14 protein-coding genes are annotated in these 15,401 nt (G+C 59.4%); 9 read left to right on the top strand and 5 right to left on the bottom strand.

Going from position 1 to position 15,401, the window contains the following annotated elements; genetic code table 11:
- The first annotated feature begins 71 nt into the window (after positions 1-71).
- The 6 genes from PVA48_RS05725 (at position 72) to PVA48_RS05750 (ending at position 5,898) form a co-directional block, all read left to right on the top strand.
- A complete protein-coding gene (locus PVA48_RS05725; RefSeq protein ID WP_423232376.1) occupies positions 72-962 on the top strand; it encodes a S1C family serine protease in 891 nt (296 codons plus the stop codon).
- An 8-nt stretch (positions 963-970) separates the two neighbouring features.
- On the top strand, positions 971-1,534 hold the full coding sequence (locus PVA48_RS05730) for a PDZ domain-containing protein (protein ID WP_423232377.1): 564 nt from the start codon (positions 971-973) through the stop codon (positions 1,532-1,534).
- Between the two features lie 124 nt (positions 1,535-1,658).
- Entirely contained in the window at positions 1,659-2,141 is a 483-nt protein-coding gene (gene ilvN, locus PVA48_RS05735; protein WP_022396120.1) for an acetolactate synthase small subunit, read from the top strand.
- Between the two features lie 69 nt (positions 2,142-2,210).
- Complete coding sequence (locus tag PVA48_RS05740) at positions 2,211-2,846, top strand: AAA family ATPase (protein ID WP_423232378.1); 636 nt, start codon at positions 2,211-2,213, stop codon at positions 2,844-2,846.
- Positions 2,747-3,871, top strand: coding sequence for a helicase-related protein (locus PVA48_RS05745; RefSeq protein WP_423232379.1), 1,125 nt, complete (start codon positions 2,747-2,749; stop codon positions 3,869-3,871). The genes PVA48_RS05740 and PVA48_RS05745 overlap by 100 nt, the downstream gene beginning before the upstream one ends.
- On the top strand, positions 3,817-5,898 hold the full coding sequence (locus PVA48_RS05750; RefSeq protein ID WP_423232380.1) for a DUF3418 domain-containing protein: 2,082 nt from the start codon (positions 3,817-3,819) through the stop codon (positions 5,896-5,898). The genes PVA48_RS05745 and PVA48_RS05750 overlap by 55 nt, the downstream gene beginning before the upstream one ends.
- 92 nt (positions 5,899-5,990) lie before the next feature.
- Here PVA48_RS05750 and PVA48_RS05755 read toward each other — a convergent pair whose 3' ends face one another.
- From PVA48_RS05755 to PVA48_RS05775, 5 genes are all read right to left on the bottom strand, one after another.
- The gene (locus PVA48_RS05755) at positions 5,991-6,635 is read right to left on the bottom strand and encodes a potassium channel family protein (RefSeq protein ID WP_423232381.1); all 645 of its coding nucleotides are present in this window, start codon (positions 6,633-6,635) and stop codon (positions 5,991-5,993) included.
- Between the two features lie 10 nt (positions 6,636-6,645).
- On the bottom strand, positions 6,646-8,394 hold the full coding sequence (locus PVA48_RS05760) for a TrkH family potassium uptake protein (RefSeq protein WP_102727877.1): 1,749 nt from the start codon (positions 8,392-8,394) through the stop codon (positions 6,646-6,648).
- A gap of 233 nt (positions 8,395-8,627) precedes the next feature.
- A complete protein-coding gene (locus PVA48_RS05765) occupies positions 8,628-9,635 on the bottom strand; it encodes an autotransporter-associated beta strand repeat-containing protein (protein WP_423232382.1) in 1,008 nt (335 codons plus the stop codon).
- Positions 9,557-11,077, bottom strand: coding sequence for a sialate O-acetylesterase (locus PVA48_RS05770; RefSeq protein WP_423232383.1), 1,521 nt, complete (start codon positions 11,075-11,077; stop codon positions 9,557-9,559). Before PVA48_RS05770 ends, PVA48_RS05765 begins: the two co-directional genes overlap by 79 nt.
- 77 nt (positions 11,078-11,154) lie before the next feature.
- Complete coding sequence (locus tag PVA48_RS05775; RefSeq protein WP_102727879.1) at positions 11,155-11,928, bottom strand: PEP-CTERM sorting domain-containing protein; 774 nt, start codon at positions 11,926-11,928, stop codon at positions 11,155-11,157.
- 457 nt (positions 11,929-12,385) lie between these two features.
- Between PVA48_RS05775 and hisF the strand changes: the two genes are divergently transcribed.
- The 3 genes from hisF to PVA48_RS05790 are packed head-to-tail and all read left to right on the top strand — an operon-like array spanning position 12,386 to position 15,339.
- The gene (gene hisF, locus PVA48_RS05780; protein ID WP_022396114.1) at positions 12,386-13,153 is read left to right on the top strand and encodes an imidazole glycerol phosphate synthase subunit HisF; all 768 of its coding nucleotides are present in this window, start codon (positions 12,386-12,388) and stop codon (positions 13,151-13,153) included.
- 54 nt (positions 13,154-13,207) lie between these two features.
- Positions 13,208-14,410 carry a glycoside hydrolase domain-containing protein gene (locus PVA48_RS05785; RefSeq protein WP_423232384.1) on the top strand — a complete coding sequence of 401 codons (1,203 nt, stop codon included), beginning with the start codon at positions 13,208-13,210 and terminating at the stop codon, positions 14,408-14,410.
- The gene (locus tag PVA48_RS05790; RefSeq protein ID WP_423232385.1) at positions 14,407-15,339 is read left to right on the top strand and encodes a DUF4091 domain-containing protein; all 933 of its coding nucleotides are present in this window, start codon (positions 14,407-14,409) and stop codon (positions 15,337-15,339) included. The genes PVA48_RS05785 and PVA48_RS05790 overlap by 4 nt, the downstream gene beginning before the upstream one ends.
- Positions 15,340-15,401: the final 62 nt, after the last annotated feature.

Genomic DNA, 15,401 nt, shown 5'->3' on the forward strand with positions numbered 1-15,401 from the left:
CCGTTTGATCGTTACTACGGCAGGGCATTTCCATGAGATCGACTATATGGACACGGGCTTTACTTGTCATCATGATGACGGTTATGATGACCGTCGTCTCCGTTGCCTATTGGAGGTGGAACAGCCGCGTTACGGAGAAGAACGTTTCCTTCCGGTCTGAGGTGTTTACGATGGCGCAGCAGTCCGAACTCAAGGAGGAGGACGTTCCCATCCTGCACCAGCTCAATGAAGAATATTCACGCGTCGCCCGGCTGGTGGAACGGGTGCTGGTCAGCATAGACACCACGGGCGTGACCAGCGTGCCGCAGCCTTCCGAAGACGGCGAATCCATGATTGAAAAAAGGCTGGCGGTCCATGGCCTGGGTTCCGGCGTCATCGTCACGGAAGAGGGGCATATCATTACCGCCTACCATGTCATTCAGAACAAGCATGCGCTGCGCGTCACGCTGAGCAACGGGAAAAGCGTTTCCGTGCGCCTGGTAGGGGTGGATCCGGAGCTGGACATCGCCGTGCTGCAGGTGGAAAACCCGATGGCCTTCACGCCTCTTCCGTTCGGCAACAGTGACGAGATTGCACCCGGCATGATCGTCCTGGCCTGCGGCAACCCCTATGGACTGGGGACGACGGTTTCCCGCGGCATCATCAGCGCCCGTGAACGCAAGCTGGTGGATTCCGGCCTGGACCTGATCCAGACGGATGCCAGCATCTTTCCCGGCAATTCCGGAGGGCCTCTCATCAACATCCGCGGTGAAATCATCGGCATCAACAAATCGGTGCTTCCCAATGTGGAGAAAAACTACGCTGGCATCGGCTTTGCCATTCCCTCCAATCTGGTGGTGCACAGCTTTGAGCAGATTTGCAGGCATGGACGCCCCATGAGAGGATACCTGGGGCTGGACATTGTGCGCAATACTCCCCGCTCCGCAGTTTCCTGGACTACCATGAAGCAGGCGGCGCAGTAGTCAACATCGTGAAGCCCGGTTCCCCGGCGGAGCAGGCGGGCCTTCAGACGGGAGACGTGATGCTGAGCTTCAATGAAGTTCCCATCCAGACCGACAAGGATGTGAAGGACCACATTGAAAATCTTTCCATCGGCGACAAATTCCGGCTGAAAATCTGGCGCAAGGGACAAAAAATGAACGTCACCCTGAAAGTGGGGGACAGCATTTTAAAGAACGTTCCTTCTCCGTGGGAGGACTTTATGGAAGGAGTGGGCATGCACCTGCGTGAACTCACCGCTGAGGAACAGTCCATCGGCGCGCGGGGATTGCTGGTCATCCAGGTGAATCCGAAGAAATCCGTGGGGCAGATCCTCCAGGCCGGGGACATGGTCTTTGCCGTGAATCATCAGAGCGTCAGCACTATGGATGCACTGGTCAGGGCTTTGAGGGAGGGGCCGGCCCTGCTGACCGTTTCCCGTGACGGGCAGCAGTTCAACGTGAAAGTGGATGCCCGCCCGGTTTCCGAAAAGACGCTGCTGCCCCGCATTCCCACGGCGACGAAGAGCAACGCCATCATGCCGCGGGAGCTTTGAATTCCGCCTGTGCGGCGTCTGCGGAAGACCGCATCCGGAGAAGCGTTTTCCGGCATCCTTATGCCGCGGGCTTGACTGGCAGTCAAAAGCGCCTATAATGCATCACCTTTAAGAAATTAAACTTATGACTCGTCATACTATCTCCGTACTTGTTGAAAACAAATTTGGCGTGCTTGCCCGCATTGCCGGTTTGTTCAGTGGACGGGGCTACAATATTCATTCGTTGAACGTTGCCCCTAGCCAGGACCCGCGCTTTTCACGGATGACCATCGTCGTACGCGAAAAGGAGGATGTTCTGGACCAGATCATCAAGCATCTGGAAAAACTCGTCAACACGGTGGAAGTAGTGGATTTCCGCAACACGGACAACGTGTACCGGGAAACGGTATTGACCCGCATCGGCGTGGATTCCGCTTCGCGGCATGAAGTCATTGAATTCTGCCAGATCCTGGGCGCCAGCATCGTGGACGTCACGCGGGACGCCCTGACCATTGAAGTGACGGGCGGTGAGCACAAGATTGACCGCTTCCTGTCTCTCATTGAGGATTACGACGTGCAGATGCTGACCCGGAGCGGCCGCATCGCCCTTCCCAAACCCCGGCAGTAAAGAAATCCTTTCCGGCTTTTCCATCAACCCTGCAGGACGTTCTTGCAGGGTTTTTTTCTCCCCTCCATCATGAACATCACTTATCCGGACCTCCCCATTTCCCGCCGCCGGGACGACATTCTGGCGGCGATGCGGGAGCATCAGGTCATTGTGGTGGTGGGTGAAACCGGGTCCGGCAAGACCACCCAGCTTCCCAAAATGGCCATGGAGCTTGCCGGGGAGGCGCGGGGCAGGGTAGGGTGCACCCAGCCCAGAAGGCTGGCCGCGGCTTCCGTTTCCCGCCGTGTGGCGGAGGAACTGAATTGCGAACTGGGCGGCCTGGTGGGCTACCAGGTGCGCTTTGAGGAAAAAGCCGGGCCGGACACGCGCCTGAAGTTCATGACGGACGGCATTCTGCTGGCGGAAACGCAGCATGATCCGGACCTGCGCCAGTATCATACCCTGATTCTGGATGAAGCCCATGAACGCAGCCTCAACATCGACTTTCTGCTGGGCTACCTGAAGCTTCTGCTGGACAGGCGGAAGGATCTGCGGCTGGTCATCAGCTCCGCTACGCTGGATGCGGGTGGCTTTTCCGAGTTCTTCGGGGCGCCCCCATCGTCCAGGTGGAAGGCCGTACCTATCCGGTGGACCTTCATTACCTGCCGCCTCTGCGTGATGATGAAGAGCTCCCCGCCCATGTGGCGCGCGCCGTGGACTGGCTAGACACCCTGGACGACCGCGGGGACGTGCTCGTCTTCCTCCCCGGAGAGCGTGAAATACGTGAAGTGGCGGAAAAGCTGGAAGGCCGGAATTTGAGGAATACGCGCATCCTCCCCCTCTTTGCCAGGCTGGGCCTTGGAGACCAGCAAAGGATTTTTCATCCGGAACGCAGCTGCCGCCGCATCGTGCTGGCGACCAACGTGGCGGAAACGTCCCTGACCATTCCCGGCATCATTTACGTCATTGACTCCGGCCTGGCGCGAGTCAGCCGCTACAGCCCAGCGCGCCAGGTGCAGCGGCTTCAGATAGAACCCGTCTCCAAGGCCAGCGCGCGCCAGCGTGCTGGCCGCTGCGGCCGCGTGTGCGAGGGCGTCTGCATCCGCCTGTACAGTGAGGAGGACTGGGAGGACAGGCCGGACTTCACGGACCCGGAAATCAGGCGCAGCGCGCTGGCCGGGGCTCTTCTCCGGATGAAGGACCTGGGTCTTCCGGAAATGCCGGAATTCCCCCTTCCGGACCCTCCTTCCTCCAAGCTGGTCACGGAGGGCTACCGCACCCTGCGGGAAATCGGCGCCCTGGACAAGGCCCGGCAGCTCACGCCCGTGGGCAGGAAGCTGGCGCGGCTGCCCATTGACCCGCGGCTGGGCCGCATGCTGCTGGAAGCGCAGCATGAACAGGCCCTGCCGGAGATGCTGGTGATTGTGGCCGGCCTGGGGATCATGGATCCCCGGGAACGTCCGGCGGATGCCGCGCAGAAGGCGGACCAGGCCCACGCGCAGTGGAAGGATGAAGACAGCGATTTCCTGTCCCTGCTCAAACTGTGGAAGGCTGCGTGGCAGTTCCGGGAAGGCCGGCGCTGGCACAAAAACCAGCTCCGGAAATGGTGCGGGAAAAACTTCCTCAATTTCAACCGCATGATGGAATGGTTCAACCTGTGGGAAGACCTTTCCCGGCTGCTGAAGGAAACCTTGAAATGCAGGATCCCCCCCTGGAGGCGGAAGTGGAACGGCAGGCTTCCTTCGCCATGATTCACCGGAGCATCCTGGCGGGCGTTCCGCGCCAGTTCGGCCTCTGGGATGCGGACAACCGGGAATACCGCGGCGCCGGGGGACGCTCCTTCGGCATCTTTCCCGGTTCCGGCCTGTTCCGCCGCAAGAAGCGGAGCGAATGGGTGATGGGCGTGGAGCTGGTGGACACCACGCGCCTGTGGATGCGCCGCGCCGCCCGGCTGGAGCCGGAATGGGTGGAACAGGTGGCTCCCCATCTCTGTGAATCCCATTATTCCGGAGCCCGGTGGGACAAAGAGCAGGGCGCGGTTTACGCCGTGGAGCGCGTGGTGTGCGGCGGTCTGCGCATCATTGACAACAGGCGCGTCCACTATGGCCGCATCAATCCCGCCCATGCGCGGGAAATCATGATCCGTGAAGGACTGCTGGGCGGCGGCTTCCGTACGAAACCCGGATGCATCAGGCATCTGGAAACGCTCCGGGAGGAAGTGCGGCAGATAGAACTGAAGCTGCGCCGCCCGGACCAGGTCTGGTGCGAGGAAGGCGTTTTTGAATTCTTTGACAGGCTCATTCCGCAGGACTGCTGCACGGCCAGGGCCTTTCTGCGCTGGGCCGGAAGCATGGAAAAAGACAACCCGGAAGCCCTGCACGTTCCGCCGCAGGAGGCCATGTATGATTTCTGGGGCAGGGACCTTCTGGACGGCTTTCCGGATGAAATTTCCTGCGGCGGCGCGGAATACGCCGTGTATTACCAGAATGACCCCGGCGCGGAAGATGACGGCGTGACGCTGGGCGTCCATATTGACCAGTTGCCGGACGTGCCGGAATGGCTGCCGGAATGGGGCGTCCCGGGCCATCTGGCCCAGCGGGCGGAATGCCTGCTGCGCACCCTTCCCAAGGACCTGCGCGTCTTTCTCCAGCCCATCAGCCAGAAGGCCGCCTACTTTGCGGAACTCCGGCATGGCCTGGAGCCGGACGGGCCGCTGGCGCAGAAGCTGGCGGAATTCGTGGAAGCGGAAACCGGGCGTTTCTGCGCTCCCTCCTTCTTTGACATGAACCGCATTCCGGCGGAGCTGGTCACGAAAATCTGGGTCTGCGACGACGAAGGAGAAGAGCTTGCCATGGGTACGGACGTTGCGGAGCTGAATGCGCGGCTGGGCAAAAAGCTCTCCCGCCGGTTCCGGGAAACAGCGGCGGACATCGTATCCGTAACCGGAATGAAGGAATGGACCTGCGGAGATTTGGAGCGCACGGTGGACGTGGCGGGAAGGCCGGGTTACGTAGCCCTGGTGGATGAAGGCCCGTCTGTAGGCGTCCGCGTTTTTGAGGATGAACTGCGCGCGGAAGAAGCCCACCGGAGAGGCTGCCTGCGCTTCATGCGCCTGCGCCAGACGGACCAGCTCAACCACCTCCGCAAGAAATTCCCGCTGAAACTGGAAGGGAAGCTTTCCCTGCACATGCTGGGCAGGGACCCGTCCACCAATGCGGACGACCTGGTGGACGTCTCCGCGGAGATCGCCATGGGCCGCCCCCTCCCGCGCACGGCGGAACAATTCGCCGCTGCGGAAATGAGCCTGCGCCAGAACCTCTTTGACGCCGCCCACAGCGTGGCGGACGTCTGGGAGTTGATAGCGGCCACGGAGCATGCCGCCAGGGACTTTATGGCCGCGCAGCAGGGCGTGCGCCATACGGAGCGCATCACGGCTGACCTCCGGCGCCAGCTTGACTGGCTGCTCCGCTCCCGCTTCCTGTGGGCGCATGGAGCGGAACGCCTGCCGGACCTGAAACGGTACATGCAGGGCATCGCGGAACGCATCAGGCGCATCGGCCAGCAGCCCCTGGCCAGGGAGCTGGAACGCCTGGACCTCTTTGAACGCGTGTACCTCCCCTGGCATCAGGCCCTGCCGGAACATGACGGCGACCCGCGCTGGACGCAGTACGGCTATCTGCTGGAAGAATACCGCCTGGCCGTCTTCGCCCCCGCTATCTCCGTCAAGGGCCGTATCTCTGAAAAGCGCTTGATGACCGCTTTTGAAGAGCTGTCCTGAAAGACCGGTTTCCGGAATGGGACTGGTCCGGGTTTACAGGCCCTTGGACAACTGGGCGAATTCAATCAGGTTCGTCTCCTTGCCGAACAGGATCAGGATGTCGTGGTCTTCAAAGACGAGATCCGGGGAAGGGGTGCCAATGACGGGAATGCGCGGGATGGAAGAATTTCCCGGCGCCCCTGCGGGGTCTGGGCTTCTCCGCGGCGGATGGTGAGCAGGTTGAGATGGTGCTCCGTGCGCAGGCCCACGTCCCGGAGGCGTTTGCCCACCCAGATGCGCGGCACGGCTATTTCCACGATGCTGTGGTTCTCATCCATGGGGGAGACGCGCAGGAATTCCGGGGATTCCAGCTGGCTGGCGAGCTGCTTGGAGGCCACGCGCGACAGGTTGATGAGCGCGTACACGTTCATTTGGCTTAAAATGTGCTCGTGCACCGGGCTCATCACGCGGGCGTAGATGTAGCGCACGCCCATTTTCTGGAGGTGCGTGACGACGAGGAGGTTTTCTTCAAAGCTGTCCCCGATGGCGACGATCACGGCGGACTGGTCGTCCAGCTCCAGTTCCCGCAGGGCGGCCGGATTGGTATAATCCGTCACCACGGCGTAAGTCACCAGGTCCTTGATCTGCTCCAGTTCTTCATCCGTGGAGGCGACGGCCACTACTTCAATGTTGCGGGCGGAAAGCTCCGTGCAGAGCTCCTGTCCAAACTGGCCCAGGCCGATAACGGTATATCTCATGATGGTATGTTCAGGTTAACGGAATTTTGACGGATGGATAGCGGTAATGCCGCGGGGTAGGGGTGCCGGCCAGCGCGATGAGGAAGGCGAAAAGCCCCACGCGGCCGGCGAGCATGTTGATGATGAGAAGATACTTGGAAGGGTCGCTCAGATTGGGCGTGATTCCCCGCGACACGCCTACCGTAGCAAAAGCGCTGCAGTTTTCAAAGAAGATATCCAGTGAGCTCATGGCGGGCTCCAGGCTGCAAATAAGAATGGTGAAACAGCCGATCCAGGCGCAGGAGACCACCACCGTGATCACGCACCGCGCCACGGTGCGCTGGTCAATGCGGCGGTGGAAGAATTCCACGTGGTCCCGGCCGCGGAGGATGCGCAGGATTTCCGCGCCCGCAATGGCGCAGGTGGTGGTTCTCATGCCGCCCGCCGTGCCGCCGGGGCTGCCGCCCACCACCATCAGGCCGCACATGATGAGGCTGGCCGCGGGCAGGTAGCGGCTGTAGTCGCTGATATTGAATCCCGCCGTGCGGGCCGTGACGCTGTCAAAAAGGCAGCTCCAGAGGTGCTGCCCCAGCGGTTCGGAAGTGTGGGGGGCGGAAACGGCAAAAATGGACAGGGCGCCCCCAGCCAGCAGAATGCCCGTGGCGATCATCACCAGTTTGAAATACGGGGTCCACTGCATGCGCAGGCGGCGGTGCTTGGCCAGAAAGCGGTTGACCAGGCGGGAGTTGATTTCCTTGTAAATGCCGAATCCCAGGCCGCCGCATACGATCAGCGCCATGATGACGGCCTGCCCGCTGTAGCACAGGCGGATGCCCGGCTCCATCAGATTCATCGGGAACGTGGAAAAACCCGCGTTGCAGAAGGCGGAAACGGAGTGGAAGAGGGAGTGCCACCACAGGGGTTCCCCCATCAGGTTGATATCCTTTCCTTCCCAGGAAAAGTACAGGAGGACGGCCCCGCACAGTTCAATGAACAGCGTGCTGACTACGATGGTGGTGATGAAGGAGACCACGGACCCCAGGTTCCCTTCGTCCAGCAGGTCCGTCAGAAGCACGCGGTCCCGCAGGGAAAAGCCCTGGCCCGCCACCATGGCCACGAAGTAGGCGAACGTCATGATGCCGAACCCGCCGATCTGGATGAGGGCAAGCGTGAACATTTCCCCCAGCGGGGTGAAGGTGTTGGCGAAGTCCACGGCGTTCAGACCGGTGACGCACACGGCGCTGGTGCTGGTGAACAGGGCGTCCGTAAAGCTCAGCGTGATGCCCGGATACGTGGAATTGGGGAGCAGAAGCAGCCCGGTGCCCGCCAGGATGACCACTCCCAGGGAGGTTACGAACTGCATGGCGGGAGCCATCAGCGGGCGCCCTTTTTTCTGCTTGCCCAGCAGCCATTCAAAAATCCTGGTCAGGGACATCAGCGTGGGGATGGCGATCAGCCCTGCCGTAATCACCAGGCGGGAAAGCTCCGTAAACCTCATGTAACTGTCCTCCTGCTGCTCCCTGGCAATCAGCAGGAAGATCAGCAGGCAGCAGATAATCTGGAAAATCAGCAGCCTCAGGGAAGGGCGGTTGATCTCCTTCCGGAAGAAGGAGCCCAGCACGCCCGTCAAATGGCCCAGCGTGGCGACGGCCGCAATCAGGCGCGACCATTCATGCTCCGCATGCGTCAGGGGCCACCCCAGCTCCCAGATGACGGCCCCCAGAAGGATGGCAATGCAGATAGCTGCAAGTTTGGTAAATCCCGAGCGTGTGGTTGTCATGGGTGGAGATGCCTTGCGCGGAGTCTAGCACCTGGACATGGAAAGAAAAGCTATTAAGCCGTTTGCCCCATTTCGCCCTGTTTACTCCGGTTATTTCCAACGCGCGCAGAGGAAAGGCGGCTGGGAGGAGGAAGGCATAACTTCCAGTTAAATCCCCGGGCTGTTCAGGTCCGGTCACGGAGCGCCGCAAAGGCTGGCGGCGCTCCTGCTGGCTTCGGGAGCAGGGGGAAAAGTCAGGCCCTGCGGCGCATTGCCAGCAGAGCCGCCATGCCCAGGAGCCCCAGCAGGGCACAGGACGGTTCGGGCACGGAAAGCGTCACGATTCCCGTGGAAGCGTCGTAATCCAGCACATTCCAGCCATGGGCGGCCTCTGCCAGGGAAAAATCTTCCGCGGAGGAAAGCCCTTCCAGAGTACCCCCTGAAATATCCGTAATCCTGAAGGACATGGTGCCGGAGCGAGCAAGGATGCCGCTGACGTCCAGAGTCAGGCCGTCCAGCAGGTTCAAGACGCCTCCCGTCATGATGATGGAGGCCAGCCCTTCGCCTCCTTCCACCAGGTTCATGGATGAAAGCTCCACGGTAAAATTCCCCGCCGCCAGGCTGTCGCCCGTTCCCAGCGTCATGGAATTGCCGGCCAGGATGCGGGAGCCGTTGGACAAGGCGAGTGTTCCTTCCAGGTGCTGGTCCGCCCAGACCACCTGGTGGCCGATTTCCACGCGCGCAACGGTGCCCCAGTTCAGCACCTCCCCTCCGGACAGGCGGATGGTGTTGGAAACGTCATAACGGTTCAAATCCAGCGTTCCTCCCGTGTGAACGGCCGCCGTTCCCGTGCCCAGGGCGCTTTTGTCTCCGAGCCGCAAAGTGCCTCCCCGGATTTGGGTGCCTCCCGCATAGGTATTGGCATGGGCCAGAACCAGCGTATTGCCGGTGGTCTTGGACAAGGCCCCATTTCCGGAAATCCCGCCGGACAGGGTCAGGACTTTTCCGGTGGCGTTGGTGGAGCTCCCGAAGGAGGAAACGGTGCCTTCCTCCAGAATGAAACGGTTGCTCCACGTATTGGACGTCACGTGTTCCCAGCCGGCAAGGACGGTTGCCCCCTGGAGCGTGACGGAGCCCGTTCCCCAGCCGGAGCCGGCGGTCTTGGTATCCGTGCCGTTCATTGTTACTTCCACTCCCGGACCGACGGTCCAGTTTCCCGTAAAAGCGGCGGCATCCGTATTGACGTAGGCGCTGACCTCCACTCTGGCGATTCCGGAGGGATCAGCCGCAAGGGTGGAATTGCGGATGGCGACGTCTCCCGTTCCCGTGATGAACGTGAGCTGATGGTTGCCGGAAGAACTGCTCCCCGGATGGACAGGGTGCTTCTTCCCGCAAGGTTCCATTGCTGGTCGCCCTGAAGCTCCAGCACGGAAGCGATGTTCAGGTTTTTTCCGGTTGCGATGTCGATGCCGCCGCTCCCCAGGATCAAATGGCCGTCCTGCATGGAGGGAGCGGAACTGCCGTCAACGGCCACGCCCCGGATGGTGATGGTGTTCAGGTATGTATCTTCAATCCTGATGCCGTAAAGCACGGCGTTGGTTCCGGCGGCGGAACTCACCATGTTATCCTTGGCGGAGGAGGCTGCGTCCCAGACGGCCGTGCTGTCCACGGGGAGCTTGCCGTTCATCCAGGCTTCCGTGGAAGAGAGAGCGGCGTCGTAATTTCCGCTGCGGACCGTACCCGTATCGTACCCGGCCAGCCTGGCCGCCTCATAGGGATACCGCGCTCCGATGGTGATCTGGGACTTTCCGTCGTAATGGACGCCCATGTTGTCGCCGGAGGTGATTTTGGCGAGGTCCCGTGTCGGAACCCAGCCCATGTTGTCGTTTGCCCGGGCCAGGGCTTCCTGCTGGTCGCGGGTTGTTCCGGAAGAACCTTCATTGCCGTTGAATCCTCCGGTGACGTCCCCCGTTTCAGCATTCGTGACGTTGGTTGTGCCCCACTTGGCCTGTTCTCCCAGAATGGCCTGATGTGCCGCCAGAGGGCCGGTGTCCACTCCATCCCGGGCAAGGTCCCCCTGCAAGTTGTCCAGAAACGTTAAAAATGAATTGGCGGCATTACTGCTGTCAGTGACTGTATTGGACTCTCCCTGAAGGTACATTACGCCCATGATCTCCACCTTGTCGTAACCGTTGGCCAGGGCGTTTTCACAAGCCTTCCTGACGGTCTCCACTATGGCATTATAGGCGTTCGTGCCTTTGTTCCAATAGGAATTGCCTCCTCCGTCCAGAGTAGCCTTGACGATTCCCATGTCCGCATGTCCGGAGCCAGGGCCGCCCAGGGACCATCCCTTGCGCTCCATCATGGCGGCAAAGCCGTACTCCGGCCCCATGCAGTTGTAATTGCTTGACTCCGTTCCGCACACCTGGGGTACGACAGAACCCCAGGAAGAGGAAGCTGGCGGATTGCAGTCTACGGAACTGCCGGTGATCTTGTTGAAATTATTGTGCCAGAATTTGGTGCTTCCATCGGACCTGTACTGTTCCAGCAGCTCCGCGGACGCCGGAGACCCCTTGACGGCTCCCAGGGAATTGGATTGTCCTGTCAGGATGTATAATTGAAGCGTCTTGGCTTCTGCCGCGCCGATGAAAGCCGCCGTTATGGGGATGAACAGCAGACTGCGGTAAAGTGATGAAAATTTCATGGCAGTTGGATTCAAAGGGATAAAAAACAAAAGCCGCTGGCTGCATGAAACCGCCAGCGGCCCGACAGGAGGAAATTTTACTTTCTCCGGCGGCGCAGGAGCAGTGCGCCCAGCCCCAGAAGGCTCAGGGAGGCAGTGGCCGGTTCCGGAACGTTGATGATGGCTGCCAGGTCATCCTGCGTTGCCGCGCCTTCCCAGAAGCTGAGGCCGGATACCGTCGGGGAACTCTGGTTCCCGTTCAAGGTTGCCCAGCAGCCGATATAGAGCTGGTCCAGATTTCCGGCTTGGGCCATGTTGGGCCAGGATACGGTTTGAGTGGTGCCGTTCTGCGTAATGAACACGCTGTAGGCTCCCCCTGCCTGAACGGAGAGAGTCAGTGAAAACGGGCTGTTGAAGTCAATGGCGGTGCTGCTTAAGCCGCTTGCGGGACGTCCCGAGCTGCCGCCATTGTTGGCGATGCCTATCTTGCCGCTTTCATAGCGTCCTACAATGGAATTAAGACCGGTTCCGCCAATGGAAGCGCAGAAGAGGGAATCCGTGTTGTCCAGGCTGGCGGCGCTGGAGAAGTTAATGTTCACCGTATAGCCGGCAGCTCCGGAAAGCTGAAGGGAAGAAACATTAAGCCCGTTTTTCTTTGAATTGGTCGCATTGGACGTCCATGTTCCGTCGTTATTCCAGATAGCGTCGTTAAGCGTCCAGCTGAGGGACTTCGTTCCCAGGTCAGAAACAGCGGTGCCGCTGTCCGGTGAAGTCTGGTCAAACCGGGAAAATCCGGAAACCAGGGTGACGGCGGCGTGGCCGCCGGAAATGCCGAGGAGCGTGACGGCCAGAAGAGAAAGTGTTTTCTTCATTTTATTAAACTTTTGAGTCAAAAATACTGGAAGGAAGTATTTCCACCCGTTTACCGGATTAAGAATCCGGTTTTTTTATGTGAAATACAAATTTTGTATAACTTGCGGAGCAAGTATGGAAAGGATGAATTCAAAAAAGACCAGGAATACTATAATGATAGTATTTTCAATGTATTAAAATGTACAGTAAATTAATTGTTAACATTTTTTATTGTTTGCGGATTCTTAATCCGCAGACATTTATTGAACAGGAGGAGGAAAGCGTGTGTAAAATGCTTTCTATACATTTATCCATTTATTGAAATTCAAGGAATTGTCTTCAAATTTGATGGAGATGACAAAGAAAGCTTGCAACGGGATATTTATAGGAAAGAGACGTTTTTTCCCATCATAGGCATCCTGCGGCAAGCCGTATTTTAGGCTTTCCCTTTGCTGGCGGTGATGGCTTGATAAGGCCGTGCTGGCAAAAAGAATCATTCCATGTCTGGACGTAACGGACGGCAGAGTCGTCAAGGGGACCAATTTCGTCAACCTGAGGGATGCCGGTGACCCGGTGGAATGCGCCAGGGCATATGATGCCCAGCAGGCGGACGAGCTTGTTTTTCTGGACATCACCGCTTCTTCCGACGGCCGCGCCACCATGGTGGACGTGGTGCGCCGCACGGCGGCCTGCTGCTTCATGCCGCTGACCGTGGGAGGAGGCATCCGTTCCGTAATGGACATGCGTGAAATGCTTCTGGCGGGCGCGGACAAGGTGTCCCTGAATACGGCGGCCATCAACCGTCCGGAACTGATCAATGAAGGCGCGGCGGCCTTCGGCAGCCAGTGCATCGTCGTAGCCATTGACGCCAAGAGGCAGGCGCCCGGCAAATGGGGCGTTTCCACTCATGGCGGCCGTAAATTCGTGGGGCTGGATGCCGTGGAATGGGCCGTGGAGGCGGAACGCCGCGGTGCCGGGGAAATCCTGCTGACCAGCATGGATGCGGACGGGGCCAAAACCGGGTACGATATTGAACTGACCCGCGCCGTCAGCGAGGCGGTGCGCATTCCCGTGATCGCCAGCGGAGGAGCGGGCAGCCTGGACCACATGGTGGACGTGCTGGTGGAGGGCAAGGCGGACGCCGTGCTGGCGGCTTCCATCTTCCACTTCGGCGAATACACGGTGCCGGAAGCCAAAACCTACTTTGCCTCCAGGGGCATTCCGGTGCGTCCTTTGGCGGAATAGCGGAAACACTCTTTTTTCTTGAGAGAAAACGGAATTCCTGCACGTAATATACGCATGCGCCGTTTTCTTTTTCCTCTGTGTTCCGTTATTGCCTTAACGTCTTTTGTTCAGGCCCAGTCGCCGGACAGGCACCCGCTATATGAACCCGCCCTGGTTTCCGCCGGAGCGACGGGTGATGCGGGCAACCTGTTTGCCGGGGCCAAAGTCACCGCTTCCGGGCATTACGGCAACGACCGTCCGGAACTGGCCGTGGACGGCCAGGCGAACAACGCAGGCAAATACTGGGGATGTGAGGGCATTCCCGTCTGGCTTCAGATAGACATGGGGAAGCCCCGCGCGCTTTCCGCCCTGCATGTCTGGCCATATTGGGAGGGGGGCCGCATTTACAAGTATAAAATAGAAGGCTCGGAAGACGGCAAAAATTGGAAAATGCTGGCGGACCAGTCTTCCAACAGCATTGCGGCCACCTCGGAAGGCGTCCCCTTCAAATTCAATCCCCAGACGGTCCGGTACGTCAAAATCACCTTCCTGGGCAACAACGCCGGCAATGACAAGGGAGGGCACCTGGTGGAAATCAAGGGCTACGGCCCTGATGCCGCCCTGAACCTGCAAGCCGCGGCGGTGAAGGATTATGACCGCATCCCTTACAGCGGCGCTCCCAGGCAGGAAATGCTTCAGGATTCCGTGCGCCTGTCCGGCTGGAGGGGCGAACGCGCCGCCGGACAGATTGCCGTCTGGTCTTCCCAGGCGCAGCCCCAGTTATCCGCTACCTGCGCCGGGGTAAAAAATGCTGCCGGACAGGTCATTCCCGTCCGGACCTCCATGATACGCTACACCAAGGGAGGCAACAGGCTCATTTCAGATATCATCGGCAGTGAAAACAGCTGTGACCTGCAGGCCGGGGGCGTGCGTCCCGTCTGGGTGGAAGTTAACATTCCCCCGTCCGCCAAACCCGGCGTGTACAAGGGAAAAATAGTGGTTTCCGCGGAAAGCGGCTCTCCCGTGAGCGTTCCCGTAGTTCTGGAAGTGGCTCCGGAATCTCTGCCTGCGCCCGCCAATTGGCAGGTTCACCTGGACCTTTGGCAGCATCCGCAGGCTGTGGCGCGCTGGCATGATGTGGAACCGTGGTCTCCGGAACATTTCGCGCTGATGAAGCCGGTGATGAAGAGGCTGGCGGATGCCGGGCAGAAGGCCATTACCTGCTCCCTGATTGATGAAGCCTGGAACGCCCAGACCTACGACTGGTTCCCCCCATGATCGAATGGATCAAGGGCAAGAACGGAACCATGCGCTGGAACTACGCCAACTTTGACAAATGGGTTTCCTTCATGATCAACGAGGTGGGCGTCAAGGGCCAGATATCCTGCTACACCATGATTCCGTGGAACATGAAAGTCCGTTATCTGGATGAAGCTACCGGAAAATACAAGTTCCTGGACCTCAAGCCGAACGACCCTTCCTACGAAGCCATCTGGGGGCCTTTCCTGACGGATTTCCGCAAGCATGTCAAGAGCAAGGGATGGCTGGACAAGACCTGCATCGGGCTGGATGAACGGCCGGACTCCATGGTAAAGGCGGCCAAGAACGTGCTGGACAAGTATGCTCCGGAATTCAAAATCGTCTCCGCCGTCAACCGGCCTACCGCCATGACCCGGGACGTGTATGACGTCTCTCCCGTGCTCGACCATGCGGACACGGTCACGGGCGATCTCCTGGCGCAGCGCAAGAAAGAGGGGAAGAAGACGACGTTCTATGTTTGCGTCCATCCCAAAAAGCCCAACACCTTTACCATCTCCCCGCTGGCGGAGGCGGAATGGCTGCCCCTCTTTGCCGCCGCCAACCATCTGGACGGCTTTTTGAGGTGGGCCTACAACTCCTGGAACCGCAATCCGTTTGAAAAGACGGACTTCGGCAACTGGCCCGCGGGAGACTGCTACCTGGTTTATCCCGGCAACCTCAGTTCCCTGCGGTTTGAAAAACTCCGAGACGGGCTGGAAGAATTTGAAAAGGTCAATATCCTGCGCGCCCGCGCCGCGAAGAACCCGAAGGCGAAAGCCGCCGTGGCCCGCATGGATGAGGAGCTTTCCAAGCTCTTCACCGTGGAAAGAAGCCGCGGCGATTCCCATGAGGACGACGTGCGCAAGGCCCGTGAAATCATCCGTAAAACGGCGGAAGCCGCTAGATGATTTTATAGCTTCCGCGTTTTCGATTCTTTATTTTTATAAAAAGCTTGTCCTTGTCTTTCAGG

Source organism: Akkermansia sp. JRP_AM1, from assembly GCF_049262625.1.
In the GTDB taxonomy this organism is placed as follows: domain Bacteria; phylum Verrucomicrobiota; class Verrucomicrobiia; order Verrucomicrobiales; family Akkermansiaceae; genus Akkermansia; species Akkermansia massiliensis.

What these genes read in the sequence shown, in the direction of transcription:
- PVA48_RS05725 (WP_423232376.1), top strand. Translation starts at nt 72, where the DNA reads ATGATGACGGTTATGATGACCGTCGTCTCCGTTGCCTATTGGAGGTGG.
- ilvN (WP_022396120.1), top strand. Translation starts at nt 1,659, where the DNA reads ATGACTCGTCATACTATCTCCGTACTTGTTGAAAACAAATTTGGCGTG.
- PVA48_RS05740 (WP_423232378.1), top strand. Translation starts at nt 2,211, where the DNA reads ATGAACATCACTTATCCGGACCTCCCCATTTCCCGCCGCCGGGACGAC.
- PVA48_RS05750 (WP_423232380.1), top strand. Translation starts at nt 3,817, where the DNA reads ATGCAGGATCCCCCCCTGGAGGCGGAAGTGGAACGGCAGGCTTCCTTC.
- PVA48_RS05755 (WP_423232381.1), bottom strand. Translation starts at nt 6,635, where the DNA reads ATGAGATATACCGTTATCGGCCTGGGCCAGTTTGGACAGGAGCTCTGC.
- PVA48_RS05760 (WP_102727877.1), bottom strand. Translation starts at nt 8,394, where the DNA reads ATGACAACCACACGCTCGGGATTTACCAAACTTGCAGCTATCTGCATT.
- PVA48_RS05770 (WP_423232383.1), bottom strand. Translation starts at nt 11,077, where the DNA reads ATGAAATTTTCATCACTTTACCGCAGTCTGCTGTTCATCCCCATAACG.
- PVA48_RS05775 (WP_102727879.1), bottom strand. Translation starts at nt 11,928, where the DNA reads ATGAAGAAAACACTTTCTCTTCTGGCCGTCACGCTCCTCGGCATTTCC.
- PVA48_RS05785 (WP_423232384.1), top strand. Translation starts at nt 13,208, where the DNA reads ATGCGCCGTTTTCTTTTTCCTCTGTGTTCCGTTATTGCCTTAACGTCT.
- PVA48_RS05790 (WP_423232385.1), top strand. Translation starts at nt 14,407, where the DNA reads ATGATCGAATGGATCAAGGGCAAGAACGGAACCATGCGCTGGAACTAC.